15 protein-coding genes are annotated in these 16,477 nt (G+C 63.0%); 11 read left to right on the plus strand and 4 right to left on the minus strand.

The features are described from left to right. Positions 1–102: 102 nt before the first annotated feature. From cydB to ELX51_RS19955, 3 genes are all read right to left on the minus strand, one after another. On the minus strand, positions 103–1,107 hold the full coding sequence (cydB, locus tag ELX51_RS04695) for a cytochrome d ubiquinol oxidase subunit II (protein WP_127755176.1): 1,005 nt from the start codon (positions 1,105–1,107) through the stop codon (positions 103–105). Further along, entirely contained in the window at positions 1,103–2,527 is a 1,425-nt protein-coding gene (locus ELX51_RS04700; RefSeq protein ID WP_127752431.1) for a cytochrome ubiquinol oxidase subunit I, read from the minus strand. Before ELX51_RS04700 ends, cydB begins: the two co-directional genes overlap by 5 nt. A gap of 272 nt (positions 2,528–2,799) precedes the next feature. Next, positions 2,800–3,237: a DUF1236 domain-containing protein gene (locus ELX51_RS19955; protein ID WP_164854758.1), complete on the minus strand. Its 438-nt coding sequence runs from the start codon at positions 3,235–3,237 to the stop codon at positions 2,800–2,802. A 232-nt stretch (positions 3,238–3,469) separates the two neighbouring features. Here ELX51_RS19955 and ELX51_RS04710 point away from each other — a divergent pair, with 232 nt between their 5' ends. Continuing rightward, positions 3,470–3,925, plus strand: coding sequence for an RbsD/FucU domain-containing protein (locus tag ELX51_RS04710; protein WP_127752433.1), 456 nt, complete (start codon positions 3,470–3,472; stop codon positions 3,923–3,925). Positions 3,926–3,930: 5 nt separating this feature from the next. Here ELX51_RS04710 and ELX51_RS04715 read toward each other — a convergent pair whose 3' ends face one another. Next, positions 3,931–4,707, minus strand: a complete 777-nt coding sequence (locus tag ELX51_RS04715) for a helix-turn-helix domain-containing protein (RefSeq protein WP_127752434.1) — start codon at positions 4,705–4,707, stop codon at positions 3,931–3,933. A gap of 110 nt (positions 4,708–4,817) precedes the next feature. Between ELX51_RS04715 and ELX51_RS04720 the strand changes: the two genes are divergently transcribed. The 10 genes from ELX51_RS04720 to ELX51_RS04760 all read left to right on the plus strand — a co-directional run bounded on the left by ELX51_RS04720 (position 4,818) and on the right by ELX51_RS04760 (position 16,470). Further along, entirely contained in the window at positions 4,818–5,567 is a 750-nt protein-coding gene (locus tag ELX51_RS04720; protein ID WP_127752435.1) for an SDR family oxidoreductase, read from the plus strand. A 12-nt stretch (positions 5,568–5,579) separates the two neighbouring features. After that, a complete protein-coding gene (locus tag ELX51_RS04725) occupies positions 5,580–6,467 on the plus strand; it encodes an amidohydrolase family protein (protein ID WP_127752436.1) in 888 nt (295 codons plus the stop codon). A gap of 14 nt (positions 6,468–6,481) precedes the next feature. Next, the gene (locus ELX51_RS04730; RefSeq protein WP_127755177.1) at positions 6,482–7,993 is read left to right on the plus strand and encodes a sugar ABC transporter ATP-binding protein; all 1,512 of its coding nucleotides are present in this window, start codon (positions 6,482–6,484) and stop codon (positions 7,991–7,993) included. Further along, on the plus strand, positions 7,990–8,994 hold the full coding sequence (locus tag ELX51_RS04735; RefSeq protein ID WP_127752437.1) for an ABC transporter permease: 1,005 nt from the start codon (positions 7,990–7,992) through the stop codon (positions 8,992–8,994). The genes ELX51_RS04730 and ELX51_RS04735 overlap by 4 nt, the downstream gene beginning before the upstream one ends. Positions 8,995–9,090: 96 nt before the next feature. Beyond that, positions 9,091–10,035, plus strand: a complete 945-nt coding sequence (locus ELX51_RS04740; protein WP_127752438.1) for an ABC transporter substrate-binding protein — start codon at positions 9,091–9,093, stop codon at positions 10,033–10,035. 84 nt (positions 10,036–10,119) lie between these two features. After that, entirely contained in the window at positions 10,120–11,397 is a 1,278-nt protein-coding gene (locus ELX51_RS04745) for an L-fuconate dehydratase (protein ID WP_127752439.1), read from the plus strand. A gap of 2 nt (positions 11,398–11,399) precedes the next feature. Then, positions 11,400–12,176, plus strand: coding sequence for an SDR family oxidoreductase (locus tag ELX51_RS04750; protein ID WP_127752440.1), 777 nt, complete (start codon positions 11,400–11,402; stop codon positions 12,174–12,176). A 280-nt stretch (positions 12,177–12,456) separates the two neighbouring features. Further along, positions 12,457–14,604, plus strand: a complete 2,148-nt coding sequence (locus tag ELX51_RS04755; protein ID WP_127752441.1) for a Wzz/FepE/Etk N-terminal domain-containing protein — start codon at positions 12,457–12,459, stop codon at positions 14,602–14,604. A 290-nt stretch (positions 14,605–14,894) separates the two neighbouring features. Then, a complete protein-coding gene (locus tag ELX51_RS19960) occupies positions 14,895–15,035 on the plus strand; it encodes a hypothetical protein (protein WP_164854759.1) in 141 nt (46 codons plus the stop codon). Positions 15,036–15,165: 130 nt separating this feature from the next. Beyond that, the gene (locus ELX51_RS04760; protein ID WP_127752442.1) at positions 15,166–16,470 is read left to right on the plus strand and encodes a UDP-glucose/GDP-mannose dehydrogenase family protein; all 1,305 of its coding nucleotides are present in this window, start codon (positions 15,166–15,168) and stop codon (positions 16,468–16,470) included. Positions 16,471–16,477 lie beyond the last annotated feature (7 nt).

The raw sequence follows: 16,477 nt of genomic DNA on the forward strand, positions 1-16,477 counted from the left end.
GGAACAACCGGATCACGAGGCCAAGAGCGGTTACAGCCGCAACCCCCGCGATCCACAGGCCAACGAACCACAACCATTGGCTGGCCCTTGAACGGGGGCCGGTCAATGGTAGCCCTCCTCCGGGTCGATCTTGCCGCGAAACACCCAATAGGCATAGGCGGTGTAGGCCAGGATAACTGGCACCAGAACAACAGCGCCAACCAGCAGGAACAGCAAGGAGCTATCGGGCGCCGCGGCTTCCTCGATAGTAAAGCTGCCCGGCACGATATAGGGGTAAAAGCTGATGCCGACCCCGGCAAAGCTCAAGACAAACAGCCCCAACGCGGCGAGAAAGGGCTGCAAGTGCTTGTCGGTTACGAGCCCCTGCCAAAGGGCAAAGGCGCAGGCGGCCAGCAGCAGGGGAACCACGCCCGAAAACAACATCGTGGGCCAGCCAAACCAGCGCTCGAAGTAAACCTGGTTGATGAAGGGGCTCCACAGCGAGACCACGCCGATTAGCACGAGCAGGCCCGCGCCCGACCACATCGCCACTTTGCGCGCATGGGCCTGCAGTTCCCCTGAGGTCTTAAGGTTGAGCCAGGTTGCGCCCAGCAAAGCATAGCCAACCACAACAGCGACGCCGCACAGCACGGAAAAGGGCGACAGCCAGTCCCACCAGCCTCCAGCGTAGGAGCGGCCCTCGACCCGGATACCTTGCACCAGTGCACCCAGCGCAATGCCCTGGGTAAACCCGGCCAAGGTGGAGCCGATCCAGAACCCCTTGTCCCACCAGGCAGAGCCGCGATGGGTGCGCCAGCGAAACTCGAAGGCAACGCCGCGAAAGATCAGGCCGAGCAGCATCAGAATGATCGGCATGTAAAGGGCCGGCAGCACGGTGGCATAAGCCACCGGGAACACCGCCATCAGCCCACCGCCGCCCAGCACCAGCCAGGTTTCATTGCCGTCCCATACCGGGGCGACCGAATTGGTCATCACGTCGCGGTCGTGCCGCTTGGGGAAGAACGGAAACAGGATCCCGATCCCCAGATCAAAGCCGTCCAGCACCACATAGGCCAGCACCGCAAAGGCGATGATCCCGGCCCAGATTGTTGGCAGATCAAGGTCAATTGGCACCGGCGCCTCCTGATCGGATCGGGTCTTCCTGCGCGGGGCCGGGCATGATTCCGGCGGCGCGATGCGGGCCTTTGTCTAGCTCGTGATCCTCCTCTAGGATCGGCGGCCGGCGCATCAACCGGAACAGATAGAAGACGCCCGCGCCGAAGACGACGAAGTAAACGATGATGAACGCGGTCAAAGAGGCGCCCACTGCCGGTGCCGCTACGGGTGACAAGCTGTCGGCGGTGCGCATAACGCCGTAAACAGTGTAGGGCTGCCGGCCGACTTCCGTGGTGTACCAGCCCGCGAGCACGGCAACATAGCCGGACGGTCCCATCACCAGCGCTGCGCGATGCAGCCATGAATTGGTGAAAAGGGTCTTGCGCCAGCGCGCCCATAGTGACCACAGCCCGATGCCGAGCATCAGAAAGCCGATACCGACCATGATCCGGAAGGTGAAGAACGGGATCAAGGCTGGCGGACGGTCTTCAGGTGCCCACTCCTTGAGGCCTTTGACCTCACCATCGAGCTTGTGGGTCAGGATCAGCGAGCCGAGCTTGGGAATCTCGATTGCGAAATGGGTCGTTTCAGCCTTGTCGTCCGGAATCCCGAACAGGATCAGCGGCGCGCCGTCAGTATGGGTCTCATAATGCCCTTCCATGGCGGCGATCTTCGCTGGCTGATATTCGAGCGTATTGAGCCCCTGCAGGTCGCCAGCAAATATTTGCAACGGGGTGACCACGGCCGCCATCCACATGGCCATGGAGAACATGATCTGTGCCTGACGGTTCGATCTGTCCCGCAACATATGCCAGGCCCCCACGGCACCGACGGTGAATGCGGTGGTGAGATAGGCGGCGAGCACGGTATGAGTGAGACGATACGGGAACGAGGGGTTGAAGATGATCGCCCACCAATCCTCGGGCAGGAAGATGCCGTTCTCAGCGACGGAATAGCCCGCCGGAGTATGCATCCAGCTATTGGCTGAGGTGATCCAGGTAGCGGAGATCAGGGTGCCCAACGCCACGGCACACACTGCAACCATGTGGAGCGTATCGCCCACGCGTTGACGGCCAAACAGAGCAATGCCGAGGAAACCGGCTTCAAGGAAGAACGCCGTCAGCACTTCATAGCCCATCAAGGGGCCAATAACCGCGCCTGCGCGGTCGGAGAACACGGACCAGTTTGTGCCGAACTGGTAGCTCATCACGATGCCTGAAACCACGCCCATGCCAAAGGTTACGGCAAAGATGGTCTTCCAATATTCAAACAGGCGTAGATAGGCGTGGTCGCGTTTCCACAGCCAGAGACCATTGAGGACGGCAAGAAAGCTGGCCAGCCCGATGGAAAATGCGGGAAAGATGAAGTGGAATGATACCGTGAACGCGAATTGGATGCGCGCCAGGAGCTCTGCTGTAAGGCCATAGGTCATGACAACGCTCCGCCAAGACGCCGAACTACTCTATTTCAGCCCAGCTCCAACGCCCCCGTTTTCGGGAAAGAAGCTGGTGCCGGAGCGCGGTGCCTGATCGGTATGTAGGCACCAAGTGCGCAGCAGCACAATCCGCCGGGGCCGCGGCAAAACGGCCCGCATGTTCGCGTGTGGACCTCCAATATGGTCCAAAGACAGGAAAGCCGCCCGGGAGGAGGGGGCGGCTTTCGGGAAGGGGAGCGGACTGGTCCGCTCCCGATCTTGAAACGGGCTTACTGGCCCGCAACCACCGTACCAGGCGAGTAGATCACGGAGCGGTTGCCCAGATCCACGAAGTAGACGCGATCTTCGGTGTAGAAGTAACCGAGATTGTCGCGGCCCTCGACCGGAGCGATCACGACGGTTTCTGGAACCACATAACCAACGTCGACGTCGCCATCGATGACCACTGGCTCGGTTGGGTTGAGGCGGACATAATCAATGTCGCTGGCCTCGACGCCGGCTTCCGCACCGATTGTGGCGCCCGTAAAGCCGCCGATGATCGCTCCGATCGGCCCGAAGATCAGCCCACCGGCAACGGCGCCAGCAACACCGCCTGAGGTCGCTCCAACAGCTGCGCCAGCATCCGTGTTGTTCTTGAGGATCTGGGCAAATGCCGGGCTAACGCCCATTGCGATAACAGCCACCGAAGCCAAGAGAATCTTCTTCATTGTTATACTCCAAATTGTTCCGGTGCCCCGTTCGTGCACCTTGGTTCGCGCCGTAAAAACTGCGCTCTTGCCCCGCGGCAGACAGAACGGCCTAGCCTGAACTCGGTTCCGTTGCCGCGCGATGCCTCGTGGGATGGTTATGCCTTCCTTCTTCCGAAGGGTGGCATTGTTGTCCGCCCAGATCCGGGCCAGACTGCATTCTCCGACGCTGCAACCACCAAGGACATCAAGGATGCTAAAAGGGATTGATCCACTGCTGAGCCCCGAGGCGCTACTGGCACTACGAGCGATGGGGCATGGCGACGACCTGATCATCGCCGATTCCAACTTCCCGGCCGATTCGGTGGCGCGCAGCACGGTTTTCGGGCGGCCGATCCGCATGGATTGCGGCATTGTGCGTGCTGTCCAGGCCGTGCTCTCGGTGATGCCGATCGACACTTATGTCACCGATGCTGTCGCCCGGATGGAAGTGGTCGGCGCGCCCGACGAGATCGTGCCGGTCCAGGCGGAGGTCATGCAGTTGCTGGAAGGCACCGAGTTCCGCATGATCGGTATCGAACGCTATGCGTTTTACGAGCGGGCCAAGCAGGCTTACGCTGTGATCTGGACGCAGGAGCGCCGGCCCTATGCCGATTTTGCCATCCGCAAAGGTGTGCTTGGCCCTGACGAAGTCTTGCCCAACAGCTGAAAGTCTTAGCTGAGGGATAGTTTCTCACCCAAAGCCTTAAGGCTGGCGAGCGCGGCACTGGCATTGGGTGCTGTGCCGTCCAGCCGCTGCAGGAACGGGCAGGTGAGGGCGGCAATGGCAAAGCCGTCCGGCGACAGCACAGGCACGCTGATGTCTTCCACCCCCACCAGCTGCTGGCTTTGTCCGACGCGGAAGCCCTGCGCCTTGTACGCCGCGAGTACCTTTTCGCTGTCGAGTACCCGCGCCTGCTTGTCAGTGCCTCCCCAGCGCACCAGCAGTTCCTCGCGCGTATGCGGGTCCTGAAACGCCAGCAGCAGCAGTCCTGACCCGGTGGACAGCAGGTCGAGATGGGTGCCTACCCGGATGCCAAATTCCCAGTTGCCCGGACAACTGGCCTGCGCCACGACAATCCCGCTATCGGCGTCCGGCGCCACGAGGTGGCAGGATTGCCCGATCTCCCGGGCAAAGCCGTCCATCAGTGGCATGGCCCGAGCCACCAGCCGCCGCACGGGGGGATGGCGATGGGCAAGCACAAAGAGCTTCATCGTCAGCGCGTAGCGATCGCCCTCAGCCGAGCGGCTGACATAGTCGCGCACGACGAGCCGCTCGAGCATGCGATAGATTTCGCCCGGGCTGCGGCCCATCGCCTTGACGATCTCGCCGCGGGTCAAGCCGCCCGCCTGCTCCGAGAGCAGCTCCAGAATATCGAGGCCCTTGTCCAGCGCCGGGGCGCGATAACGGTCCTCGCGCTCATCCGCAAGCGCAGCAGCAGATTTGGTCATGGCGTGCTCCCCTCCCTTGTTTTCTATTGCAGGTGTGGTTCATTTGTGAACACATGATTTGTATATGAGACGCGTCGGCGTCCGAGATTGAACTGGAGGGGGCAATCAATATGCGGCTGCAAGGCAAGCGGATCTTCATTTCGGCGGCGGCTCAGGGCATGGGGCGCGCCAGTGCGCTGGCCTGCGCGGCGCAGGGCGCTGAAGTGATCGCCGTTGACATCAATGCCGAAGGGCTCGCGAGCCTCGAAGTCGAGAATGCGGCCATCACCACCCATGTGCTCGACATGCGTGATGGTGCGGCCATTAAGGCGCTGGCCGCTCAGCTGCCGCCGCTCGATGGCCTCTTCAACTGCGCCGGCTTTGTGCATAACGGCACCGTGCTCGATTGCACCGACGCCGACTGGGAATTCAGCTTCTCGCTCAATGTGCAGAGCATGTTCCACACCATCCAGGCCTTCCTGCCGGGCATGCTGGAGCGCGGCAAGCAGACCGGCGGTGGCGCCATCCTCAACATGGCCTCTATGGCCTCCTCGGTGAAGGGTTTTCCGAACCGCTTCCTTTACGGCACCACCAAGGCTGCAGTGATCGGCCTGACCAAGGGCATTGCCGCCGATTTCGTTAAGCAGAACCTGCGCTGCAATGCGCTGTGCCCCGCGACCGTGGATACGCCCTCGCTGCGCAGCCGCATCGCCAGCGCTGCCGACCCGGTGCAGGCCGAAAAGGACTTCATCGCCCGCCAGCCCATGGGGCGCTTGGCCACTGTTGATGACATTACCCCCATGGTGGTGTTCCTGTTGTCCGATGAATCGCGCTTCGTTACCGGTCAGGCGGTCGTCGTCGACGGCGGCGTAACGATCTAGGCCGCTCAGATCATGTCCGGGCGCATCGATTCCCACTGTCACTTCTGGCAACTGGGGCGGGGCGATTATGGCTGGCTGCAGCCAGACAACGCCGCCCTTGCTCCCATTTATCGCGACTGGGGGCCGCAGGACCTCGACCCACTCGCGCAAGAGGCGGGCATCGAAAGGCGTATGCTGGTTCAGGCGGCTCCCACGGTCGCTGAAACCCGCTTCCTGCTGGACGTCGCCGCTGCCGATCCACGAGGCGGCGGGGTTGTTGGCTGGGTAGACCTGGCAGCGCAAGATGCTGCCGAAACCATCGCACAATTGGCCACCTTCCCCCTGTTCAAGGGGGTCCGCCCCATGCTGCAGGATCTCGACGAGGCCGACTGGATCGCGACGCGTCCGCGTCCGGACGCCATCGAGGCTCTGCTCGAGCACGGCTTGAGCTTCGATGCCCTGGTCATGCCGCGCAATCTCGCATCACTGCGGCAATTCACTGCCCGCTACCCGGATCTGCCGGTGGTGATCGACCATGCCGCCAAGCCCGCGCTCGCCGCCCCTGCAGACGATCCGCGCCACGTGATGTGGCTTAGTGGCATGGCTGAACTCGCGCAGGACCCGCGTATCTGCTGCAAGCTCTCGGGCCTCCTCACCGAGATGGCTCCCGAGCAACGCAGCACAGTCGAGATGGCGGTGCAAACGCTCCAACCAGTGCTGGACCGCCTGCTGGAATGGTTCGGCCCTGACCGGCTGCTCTGGGGCTCAGATTGGCCAGTGCTGACGCTGGCGGCGCCTTTCGCGTTCTGGACCGAGGTCACTGATCGCCTGCTTGGCGACCTTTCCCAAGCGGAACAAGCGGCCGTTCTCGGCGGCAACGCCGCCCGGTTCTATCGCTTGCCAGAAGGAGCTGCGGCGTGAGCGTCCTTGTGGCCATGACCGGGATCGACAAGTCGTTCCCGGGCGTACGGGCGCTCAAGGGGGCTCAGTTCGAACTCCTCTCGGGAGAAGTGCATGCGCTGATGGGAGAAAACGGCGCCGGCAAGTCGACGCTGATGAAGATCCTTTCCGGCGTTTACAGCGCCGATGCAGGGACCATCCTCGTCGATGGCCAGTCCGCCAGCATTGGCAGCCCGCGCGAAGCACAGGCGCTGGGCATCAGCATCATCCATCAGGAACTGGCGCTGATGCGGGACCTGACCGCGGCGCAGAACATCTTTATTGGCCGCGAACCGCGCCGCGGGCTGCTGCTCGATGAAAGCGCGCTCAACCGGCAGGCCGAGGCCATTTTCCGCTCCATGAACCTGGCGCTCGATCCGCGCGTGCCGGTGGAAAGCCTCACCATCGCCAAGCAGCAGATGGTCGAAATCGCCAAGGCGCTGTCCTATCGCTCGCGCGTTCTCATCATGGACGAGCCGACCGCCGCCTTGAACGACGCCGAGATCAACGAGCTTTTCACCATCATCGGGCGGCTGAAGGCTGAAGGGGTGGGGATCGTCTACATCTCCCACAAGATGGACGAGCTCAAGCGCATTGCCGACCGCGTCACCGTGATGCGTGATGGCGAATATGTCGGCACGGTCCCGGCGGCCGAAACGCCGATCGAAACCATCATCCAGATGATGGTCGGCCGTACTCTCAGCAACGAAACGGCGGTGGTGCCCGATACGCAGGCAGCGCCGGTGGCGCTCGAAGTGCGCAATCTTACCCGTGGCCGCGAAATCCGCGATGTGAGCTTTTCCGTGCGCAAGGGCGAGATCCTCGGCTTTGCCGGGCTGATGGGGGCCGGGCGCACGGAGGTGGCCCGCGCCATTTTCGGCGCCGACCCGATCGAGGCGGGCGAGATTCTTGTCGATGGCAAGCCGGTCCGTATCCGCTCCCCCCAGGATGCGGTGCGCGCCGGCATCGGTTACCTTTCGGAAGACCGCAAGCATTTCGGCCTCGCTACGGGAATGGACGTGCGCAACAACATCGCGCTGGCGACCTTGAAGCGCTTCACGGGCGCTGCGGGTGTGCTTCGGGACGGCGCGATGCGCCAGACGGCGCAGGGTTATATCAAGCAGCTCGCCATCAAGACGCCGTCCGATACCCAGGAAGCGCGGCTCTTGTCGGGGGGCAACCAGCAAAAGGTGGTTATCGCCAAATGGCTGCTGCGCGATTGCCCCATCCTGATCTTTGACGAGCCAACGCGCGGCATCGACATCGGGGCCAAGTCCGAGATCTACAAGCTGCTCAATGCTCTCGCGGCGCAAGGGCGTGCGATCATCGTCATCTCCTCGGAACTGCCCGAAGTGCTGCGCCTCAGCCACCGCATTGCGGTGATGTGCGAGGGGCGCCTAACCGGTTTTCTACCCCCGGGTGCCCCGCAGCAGGATATCATGCGTTTGGCAACGCTGCGGCCCAGTGCCGTAGGTGCAGATGAACTCGAGCGAAAGGCTGCATCATGAGCACAATTGGCACTGCCGACCGGCCAGCCCTGCTTGCGGGCATCCGCTCATCGGGCGCCTACCACAAGCTGCTGGCTTTCTCCGGTCTGATCGCGCTTCTCGTCGTGTTCAGCCTTGCCTCACCCAATTTCCTCCAAACCGCCAATGTGCTGGCGATCCTGCAGGCGACCTCGGTCAATGGCGTGCTCGCCATTGCTGCCACCATCGTCATCATCACCGGCGGCATCGATCTGTCGGTGGGTACGCTGATGACTTTTTGCGCGGTGATCGCCGGTGTGCTCCTCACCAATCTTGGCCTGCCGCTACCCATCGGGGTGGTCGGTGCCATCCTGGCGGGCACCGCGAGCGGGCTGATCTCGGGTACGATCATCGCCAAGCTCAAAGTGCCGCCCTTTATCGCGACCCTGGGCATGATGCTGATCCTCAAGGGTTTGTCGCTGGTGATTTCTGGCACCAAGCCGATCTATTTCAACAACACGCCCGGCTTCACCCAGATCGCGCAGGGCTCGCTGATCGGCTCGGTGATCCCGGCGCTGCCGGTGCCCAATGGCGTGCTGATCCTGTTCCTTGTCGCCATCGTCATCAGCTTTGTGCTGAGCAAGACCGCGCTCGGGCGCTATACCTTTGCGCTGGGCTCCAACGAGGAAGCGGTGCGCCTGTCCGGCGTCAATGTCGATCGCTGGAAGATCGGCGTTTACGCCCTTGCCGGCAGTGTCGTGGGCATCGCCGGTCTGCTCATCGCTTCGCGCCTCAACTCGGCCCAGCCGGCACTGGGGCAGGGCTATGAGCTCGATGCCATTGCGGCGGTGGTGATTGGGGGCACTTCGCTCAGCGGCGGGCGGGGCACCGTGCTGGGCACCCTGATCGGTGCGCTGATCATCTCGGTGCTCGCCAATGGCCTGCGCATCCTTTCGGTCGCGCAGGAATGGCAGACCGTCGTCACCGGGCTCATCATCATTCTCGCCGTTTACGCCGATATCCTGCGGCGCCGCAAATTATAGGCGCCGAGCAAGCGATCGCGCCGCGGCGCCAACACCAAGAAGGCGAGCAACGCCTCTGGCTGCATACATAACCAGTTCCCTCCGGGAGGAAAAAACATGACGACCAGACGTACCCTGCTTGCGGCCATCAGCGCCCTTGCTCTCTTGGTTTCCGGCGGCGCCAGCTCTGCGCAGGAAACGCGCGAGATCGCGCTGATCTCCAAGGGCTTTCAGCACCAGTTCTGGCAGGCGGTGAAGGCCGGCGCCGACAAGGCCGGTGCAGAATTTGGCGTAACGGTGACCTTTGAAGGTCCGGACAATGAAACCCAGGTCGATCGTCAGATCGACATGCTGGCAGCCGCCCTGTCGCGCAATCCCGCTGCGATCGGCTTTGCGGCGCTCGACAGCCAGGCGGCAACGCCCCTGCTGCAGCAGGCCAAGGATGCCGGCATCCCGGTGATCGCCTTTGACTCGGGCGTCGACAGCGACATCCCGCTGACCACCGCAACCACCGACAACGTCGCTGCCGCAGCGCTTGCAGCCGACAAGATGGCCGAGCTGATCGGTGGCTCCGGCAAGATCGCCGTTGTCGCCCATGACCAGACCAGCCGCACCGGCATTGATCGGCGCGATGGGTTCGTCAACCGCATCGCCGAAGCCTATCCCGATATCGAGATCGTGTCGGTTCAGTATGGCGGCGGCGACCAGCTGCAATCGACCGAGATCACCAAGTCGATCCTCCTCGCCAATCCGGACCTCAAGGGCATCTTCGGCACCAATGAAGGCTCGGCGATCGGTGTTGCCAATGGCAAGCAGGAATTGGGCAGCCAGGTCGTGGTGATCGGCTTTGACTCAGGCGCGGCCCAGAAGGGGATGGTTGAAAGCGGGCTGATGGCCGGCGCTATCACACAAAACCCGGTCGGCATCGGCTACGAAACCGTCAAGGCGGCGGTGACGGCGCTCGATGGCGGCGAGCTGCCCGAGGTGATCGACACCGGCTTCTTCTTTTATGACGCCAGCAACATGAACGATCCCGAGATCGCCGCGGTGCTCTACAACTAGGGGCCAAGACCCTGCACCTACCTGCCGGGGGCGCTTTGCCTCCGGCATGGATCTTCGGCCAAGCGCCTTCCTTCGGAGTTTTTCGTGACCAAGATAGTCAATCTGCAGGTGCTGGACCTGCGTTTTCCAACCTCCGAGCAACTGGACGGCTCGGACGCGATGAACCCTGATCCCGATTACTCGGCCGCCTATGTGATCCTCGAAACCGACGCCCAGGAGCTGGCCGGCCATGGCCTGACCTTCACCATCGGGCGGGGCAATGAAGTTGTCTGCGCCGCCATCGAGGCCCTGCGTTCACGTGTCCTGGGGCTCGAGCTTGATTGGATCCGCGAGAATCCCGGCCGCTTCTGGCGGCATGTGACCGGCGACAGCCAGCTGCGCTGGATCGGCCCCGACAAGGGCGCCATGCATCTGGCGACCGGCGCAGTGGTCAACGCTGTCTGGGACCTGCTCGCCAAGGAGGCCGGCAAGCCGGTGTGGCAGCTTGTGGGCGAGATGAGCCCCGAAGAGCTCGTCTCGATCATCGACTTCCGCTATCTCACCGATGCCGTCACGCCCGAAGAGGCCCTGGCGATCTTCCGCAAGGCGGAAGCGGGCAAGGCGGAGCGCATGGCGACCCTGCGGGCCGAGGGCTATCAGTGCTACACCACCAGCGCTGGCTGGCTGGGCTATTCCAACGAAAAGCTGACGCGCCTCGCCACCGAGGCGGTCGAGCAAGGCTTCAACCACATCAAGATGAAGGTCGGGCGCGACCGTGACGACGATATCCGCCGCCTCGAAATCGTGCGCTCGATAATGGGACCTGACCGCTTCCTGATGATCGATGCCAACCAGGTGTGGGAAGTCGGCGAAGCCATCGAGTGGGTCAATGCCCTCTCACGCTTCAAGCCCTATTTCATTGAGGAGCCCACGAGCCCCGATGATGTTTCAGGGCACAAGGCGATTCGCGAGGGGGTCTTCCCGGTCAAGGTGGCGACCGGCGAGATGTGCCAGAACCGCATCATGTTCAAGCAGTTCATCAAGGACGGTGCCATCGACATCGTCCAGATCGATGCCTGCCGCATTGGCGGGCTCAATGAGGTTCTGGCCGTCCTGCTGATGGCGGCCAAATACGACCTGCCGGTGTGGCCGCATGCCGGGGGGGTGGGTCTCTGCGAATATGTGCAGCACCTCTCCATGATCGATTACCTCGTCGTGTCGGGCACCAAGGAGGGGCGGGTGATCGAATATGTCGATCATCTGCATGAGCATTTCCTCGATCCCTGCGTCATCGAGAACGCCGCCTATATGCCGCCCACGGCACCGGGTTTTTCCATCGAGATGAAGCCCGCTTCCCTTCAAACCTATCAGTTCAGGAACTGAGCATGGATCTGCAGCTCAAAGACAAGGTCTTCATCGTCACCGGGGGCGGGGCCGGCATTGGGGGGGCCATCACCCTCGGCCTTGCCGCCGAAGGGGCCATTCCCGTGATCTTCGCGCGCAGCGAGCTTGCCGAGGACTTTCGCGATCATCTGCTAGCGCTCTCGCCCCGATCGCGGCTGATCAAGTTCGAGCTGAGCGACGAGGCGGCCTGCGCGGCCGCCGTTGCCGAAACGCTCAAGAGCTATGGCCGCATCGACGGGCTGGTCAACAATGCCGGGCTCAATGATGGCGTAGGGCTTGAAGCAGGGCCCGACGCATTCCGGGCTTCGCTCGAAAAGAACCTTACGCACTACTATACGCTGGCCCATCATTGCCTTGCTGCGCTGCGCCAGACCAAGGGCGCGATCGTCAACATTTCCTCCAAGACCGCGCTGACGGGGCAGGGCAATAACAGCGGCTATACCGCGGCTAAGGGGGCGCAGCTTTCCCTCACGCGCGAATGGGCGGCATCGCTGCGCAATGACGGCATCCGGGTCAATGCCGTGATCCCCGCCGAGGTGATGACGCCCATGTATGCCAACTGGATCCAGTCGGCGGCCGATCCAGAGGCGCGGCTCAAGGAGATCACCGAGCGCATTCCCCTGGGCAAGCGCATGACCACGGCCGAGGAGATCGCCGACACGGTGGTGTTCCTCTTGTCGCCGAGGGCAAGCCACACGACGGGCCAGTGGCTATTCGTGGATGGCGGCTATACGCACCTGGACCGGGCTCTGATGTAACAAGGACTTGGCCGGAACAATGGGGGCTGATCCGAGTGGTCCGCCGCTGTTGTATGTTCAGTCGTGATAGCCATTGGCTTGCAGGTGGGTGACCACGGGCCGCGGTAACCAGCCCGAGCGAGGGGCCGGAGGCGGCTACAACAGTCTGCTTGAATTGCGCCTCCGAGAACGCAGAAAAGGCTTGTAAGGCCAAACCCATAAGGCACTATGGGCCCGTGCTGGAGCTTGTGCCTTCGGCGCGGGCGCGCACGGGCAAGGCGCGCCGCTGGGGGAAGCGCGCATGACCATGTTCAGCCAGGGAGTGCCGGCCGAGGACGCCCCCATCGATGTGCGTGCCATTGTGGGGCTGCTGCGGCGGCAAACGCGGCTGATCCTCCTGATCGCAGCCCTCGTTGCGGGTGGGGCGGTGCTGGTGAGCCTCTTGCTGCAGCCGGTTTATACGGCGAGCGCGCTGGTACAGGTGGATCCGGCGAGCAAGGATCTGCTGAACCCGCAAAATCAGTCGGCCACGGCCAGCAGTGACAATGCGCGGGTGGAAAGCGAAGTGGAGCTGGTGCGCTCCGACCGGGTGCTGCTGCAGGTGATCGAGGACGAGAATTTGCTCGCCGATCCGCAATTTGCGCCGGGTCTGGGGCTGCGGGACAGCATCATGGCCTTTCTGCGCCTAGGGCCGCCCGTCCCGGAGGGGCGCGAGGTGCAAGGCGAGGTGCTCAACACGCTGCGCGCGGCGGTGAGTGCGGAGCGGCGGGGCCTGACCTATCTCATTGCCGTCGAGGCGCGCTCGAGCGATCCCGCCGCTGCGGCGCAACTCGCCAATGCGGTGGCCGAGGCCTATATCGAGCAGCAGGTGCGCGGCAAGATCGACAGCACGCTTGTGTCGCGCGACGTGCTGCAGGAGCGCATCAACCAGGGGCGGGCTGCCATCCTTGCCAGTGAGGGTGCGTTCGACCAGTTCATTGACGACAACCTTATCCGGATCGATGCCGAGGGCGCGGGAAGCACAATTGCACAGTTGCGTGCGCAGATCGACCAATTGCAGGCGGAGCGGAGCCAGCAAGCGGGCCTGGCGGATCAGCTGTCCCGGCAGGTAGCTTTGGCCGATTGGCAGGGCAGCGCGGAGCTGCTGGGCTCGGATGCGTTGCGCGATCTGGAGCGCGAAAGGGTGGAGATCAGCGCCTCGCTCGCCACGACGGCGCCGGAGTCACCCGCCTTCCCGCAAATGCGCTCGCAACTCGATGACGTGGAAGGCCGCCTGCAGCAAACCGCGACCGCAGCGCTTGGCACACTGCGCACCCAGATGACCCGGGCCGAGGGCCGCGAACAGGTGCTGCGCCAGCAGATGCGCCAGAATGTGCTAGGCACCCAATTGCCCGCCGACGTGGTCACGGGCATGTATGAACTCCAGCAAGGGGCGGCACTGGCACGACGCCAATACGAAATGCTGCTGGCGCGCGTCCAGGATTTGGATGCACAGGCGTCGCTGCAGGTCGCCGATAGCCGTATCGTGTCGCCCGCACTTGAGCCGACCCGCCCCAGCTTTCCCAACCCGGGGACAACTTTGTTTCTTGCGGCATTTGCGGGGCTGGGGCTCGGCGTCGGCTGCGCCTTTCTTTACGAGAATTTTCTTGGCGGCTTCACCTCCGAGCAGCAAGCCGAGGCGGTGCTGCGCCACCGCGTAGCGGCGGCACTCCCAATGCACAAGCCGGGGCGCCGGGGCATCACGGTGCCGGCCGATGCACTGGTCCATGCGCCATTGTCGGCGTTCTCGGAAGCGGTGCGCCGCATCCAGGGCTCGATCGACCAGTTCGCCGGCAACACCAAACCCGGCACCAGCGAGATTGTGGTGGTAACCTCCACGCTCCCCGACGAAGGCAAGACCATTGCCGCCCTAGCGCTGGCGCGCTCCTATGCGCTGGCGGGGCGCTTGACCCTCTTGATTGACGGGGATCTGAGAAAGCCCAGTATCCACAAGGCGCTTGACTTGGAGCCATCCGAGGGATTGCTCGACTTCCTGGCTGACAAGAGCGAAAGCCTCAGCATTGCTTCGCTGATCCGCAAAGACCCGCACACTGAGTTAACCGTGCTGATGGGCGCCCGGCGCAGCGATATTCCGACGGACCAGCTGGTAGCGGGGGGCGGCTTCCGGCGGTTAATCGAGGCGGCAGCGGAGTCCTTCGAGGTCGTGGTGATCGATTCGCCCCCGCTCGCCCCGGTGGTGGACGGGCTTTATCTGGCGCGCTTTGCCACGGCGGCGATCTTTGTGGTGCGCTGGGCGAGCACGCCACAGACTGATGCCAAGAAGGGGCTCGCCGCGCTCGATGAAGCGGTGCGGCCCGGTGCGCCCGTACTGGTCGTGCTCAACGGAGAGGAGGTGCCGCGCTCGCGCTATGAAGCCCATTATGGCGGCTATTATGTCGATCCGGCTTGAGCCCAATCGTGCCGGTCAGCCCGGGGCGGCAATGTTGCGGGTCTTCGCGTATCTTGATAGAATTACCTAAGTAACGAAACAAGCCGCGCGCGCTTCTCGGACCGGCACTGTTTAGCCAACCGTTTCAGCCGGGTTTTGGTGGCGCGCACGCCGAGGCCATGCCCAATTGGCACTTTGTTCTCAGCACCTGCACCAAGTCAGCCGCAGCGGGGGTTAACGCAAGTTTAATGATTAAGCCGGATCCTCATGCCCTAGCCAAGCCGCCGTCCGAAACGGCCGGAGAACCGGGCATGACGACGCAAGCCCTGAGCAAACGAGAGCGGTTGCCCATTGCGCGAGGCTGGATCGTGCTTGGCTTTGTGGCCCTGAGCTGGATCGTGCTGGCGCTTTGCATCATTGGCTTTTGGGCCGTGCTGCAGCTGTTCTTTTAGCCCGACTGGGATCCCATTCGGTTCCCGCCCAAACGGCGAAACTACGGCATAGCCCGCCCGCAAACAGCGACACTTCTACCGGTACTCTGGCTCTGCTAAGTGATCCCTCACTGTTGCGTGGGGATTGTTGATGCATATTGCTGTTGTGGGAACCGGTTATGTGGGGTTGGTCAGCGGCGCGTGCTTTGCCGATTTCGGCCATACGGTGACCTGCGTTGATCTGAACGAAACCAAGATCGAAGCGCTCAAGCGCGGGGAAATCCCGATTTTCGAACCCGGTCTCGACCAGTTGGTGGTGGATAATGCCGCCGCCGGGCGCCTGCTGTTTACGACGGACCTCGCCGAAGCGGTCAGGGATGCGGATGTGGTGTTCATTGCGGTGGGAACGCCGGCGCGCAATGGCGACGGTCATGCCGACCTCTCCTATGTCTATGCCGCAGCCGCTTCCATCGCCGAGGCGGTGACGGACTTTACCGTCGTTGTCACCAAATCCACCGTGCCGGTGGGTACGGGCGACGAGGTCGAGCGCATTATCCGCGAGACCAATCCAAATGCGGATGTCGTGGTGGTGTCCAACCCCGAGTTCTTGCGTGAAGGGGCGGCGATCCATGATTTCAAGCTGCCTGACCGCATCGTCATCGGCATCGAGGACGAGCGGGCCCGCGAGCCGATGACCGAGGTTTATCGCCCGCTTTACCTCAACCAGGGGCCGCTGATGTTCACGGGTCGGCGCACCTCCGAGCTGATCAAATACGCCGCCAATGCGTTTCTGGCGATGAAGATCACCTTCATCAACGAGATGGCCGATCTCTGCGAAAAGGTCGGCGCCAATGTGCAGGACGTCGCGCGCGGCATGGGGCTCGACAACCGCATCGGCACCAAGTTTCTCCATGCCGGACCGGGCTATGGTGGCTCGTGCTTTCCCAAGGACACGTCGGCCCTCGCCAAGTCCGGCCAGGACCACGAGGCGCCCTTGCGGCTGGTGGAAACCACCATCGCCATCAATGACGGGCGCAAGCGCGCCATGGGGCGCAAGGTAATCGCGGCCATGGGTGGGGAAGTGCGCGGCAAGACCGTGGCGGTGCTGGGCCTGACCTTCAAGCCCAATACCGACGACATGCGCGATGCGCCATCGCTCTCCATCGTGCAGTCACTGCTCGATGCGGGCGCCAAGATCCGCGCCTATGACCCCGAGGGCATGGACGCGGCCAAGGCGATGATGCCCGACATCCATTATGCGCGCGATGCCTATGACGCGGCAGACGGCGCCGAGTGCCTGGTGCTGGTGACGGAGTGGAGCGAGTTCCGCTCGCTCGATCTCGAGCGGCTCAAGGGGGCGATGAACGCCCATACTCTTGTGGACCTGCGCAATGTCTATCGCGGCAAGGAAGTGGAAGCGGCCGGCTTCCGCTATGCGAGCGTCGGGCGCCCCTAAGGGCGCC

It is taken from the genome of Devosia sp. 1566, from assembly GCF_004005995.1.
In the GTDB taxonomy this organism is placed as follows: Bacteria; Pseudomonadota; Alphaproteobacteria; order Rhizobiales; family Devosiaceae; genus Devosia.

Coding starts and splice junctions, on each gene's coding strand:
- ELX51_RS04755 (WP_127752441.1), top strand. CDS start 12,457: ATGACCATGTTCAGCCAGGGAGTGCCGGCCGAGGACGCCCCCATCGAT.
- ELX51_RS04725 (WP_127752436.1), top strand. CDS start 5,580: ATGTCCGGGCGCATCGATTCCCACTGTCACTTCTGGCAACTGGGGCGG.
- ELX51_RS04700 (WP_127752431.1), bottom strand. CDS start 2,527: ATGACCTATGGCCTTACAGCAGAGCTCCTGGCGCGCATCCAATTCGCG.
- ELX51_RS19960 (WP_164854759.1), top strand. CDS start 14,895: ATGACGACGCAAGCCCTGAGCAAACGAGAGCGGTTGCCCATTGCGCGA.
- ELX51_RS04710 (WP_127752433.1), top strand. CDS start 3,470: ATGCTAAAAGGGATTGATCCACTGCTGAGCCCCGAGGCGCTACTGGCA.
- ELX51_RS04740 (WP_127752438.1), top strand. CDS start 9,091: ATGACGACCAGACGTACCCTGCTTGCGGCCATCAGCGCCCTTGCTCTC.
- ELX51_RS04760 (WP_127752442.1), top strand. CDS start 15,166: ATGCATATTGCTGTTGTGGGAACCGGTTATGTGGGGTTGGTCAGCGGC.
- ELX51_RS04730 (WP_127755177.1), top strand. CDS start 6,482: ATGACCGGGATCGACAAGTCGTTCCCGGGCGTACGGGCGCTCAAGGGG.
- ELX51_RS04735 (WP_127752437.1), top strand. CDS start 7,990: ATGAGCACAATTGGCACTGCCGACCGGCCAGCCCTGCTTGCGGGCATC.
- ELX51_RS04750 (WP_127752440.1), top strand. CDS start 11,400: ATGGATCTGCAGCTCAAAGACAAGGTCTTCATCGTCACCGGGGGCGGG.
- ELX51_RS19955 (WP_164854758.1), bottom strand. CDS start 3,237: ATGAAGAAGATTCTCTTGGCTTCGGTGGCTGTTATCGCAATGGGCGTT.
- ELX51_RS04715 (WP_127752434.1), bottom strand. CDS start 4,707: ATGACCAAATCTGCTGCTGCGCTTGCGGATGAGCGCGAGGACCGTTAT.
- ELX51_RS04720 (WP_127752435.1), top strand. CDS start 4,818: ATGCGGCTGCAAGGCAAGCGGATCTTCATTTCGGCGGCGGCTCAGGGC.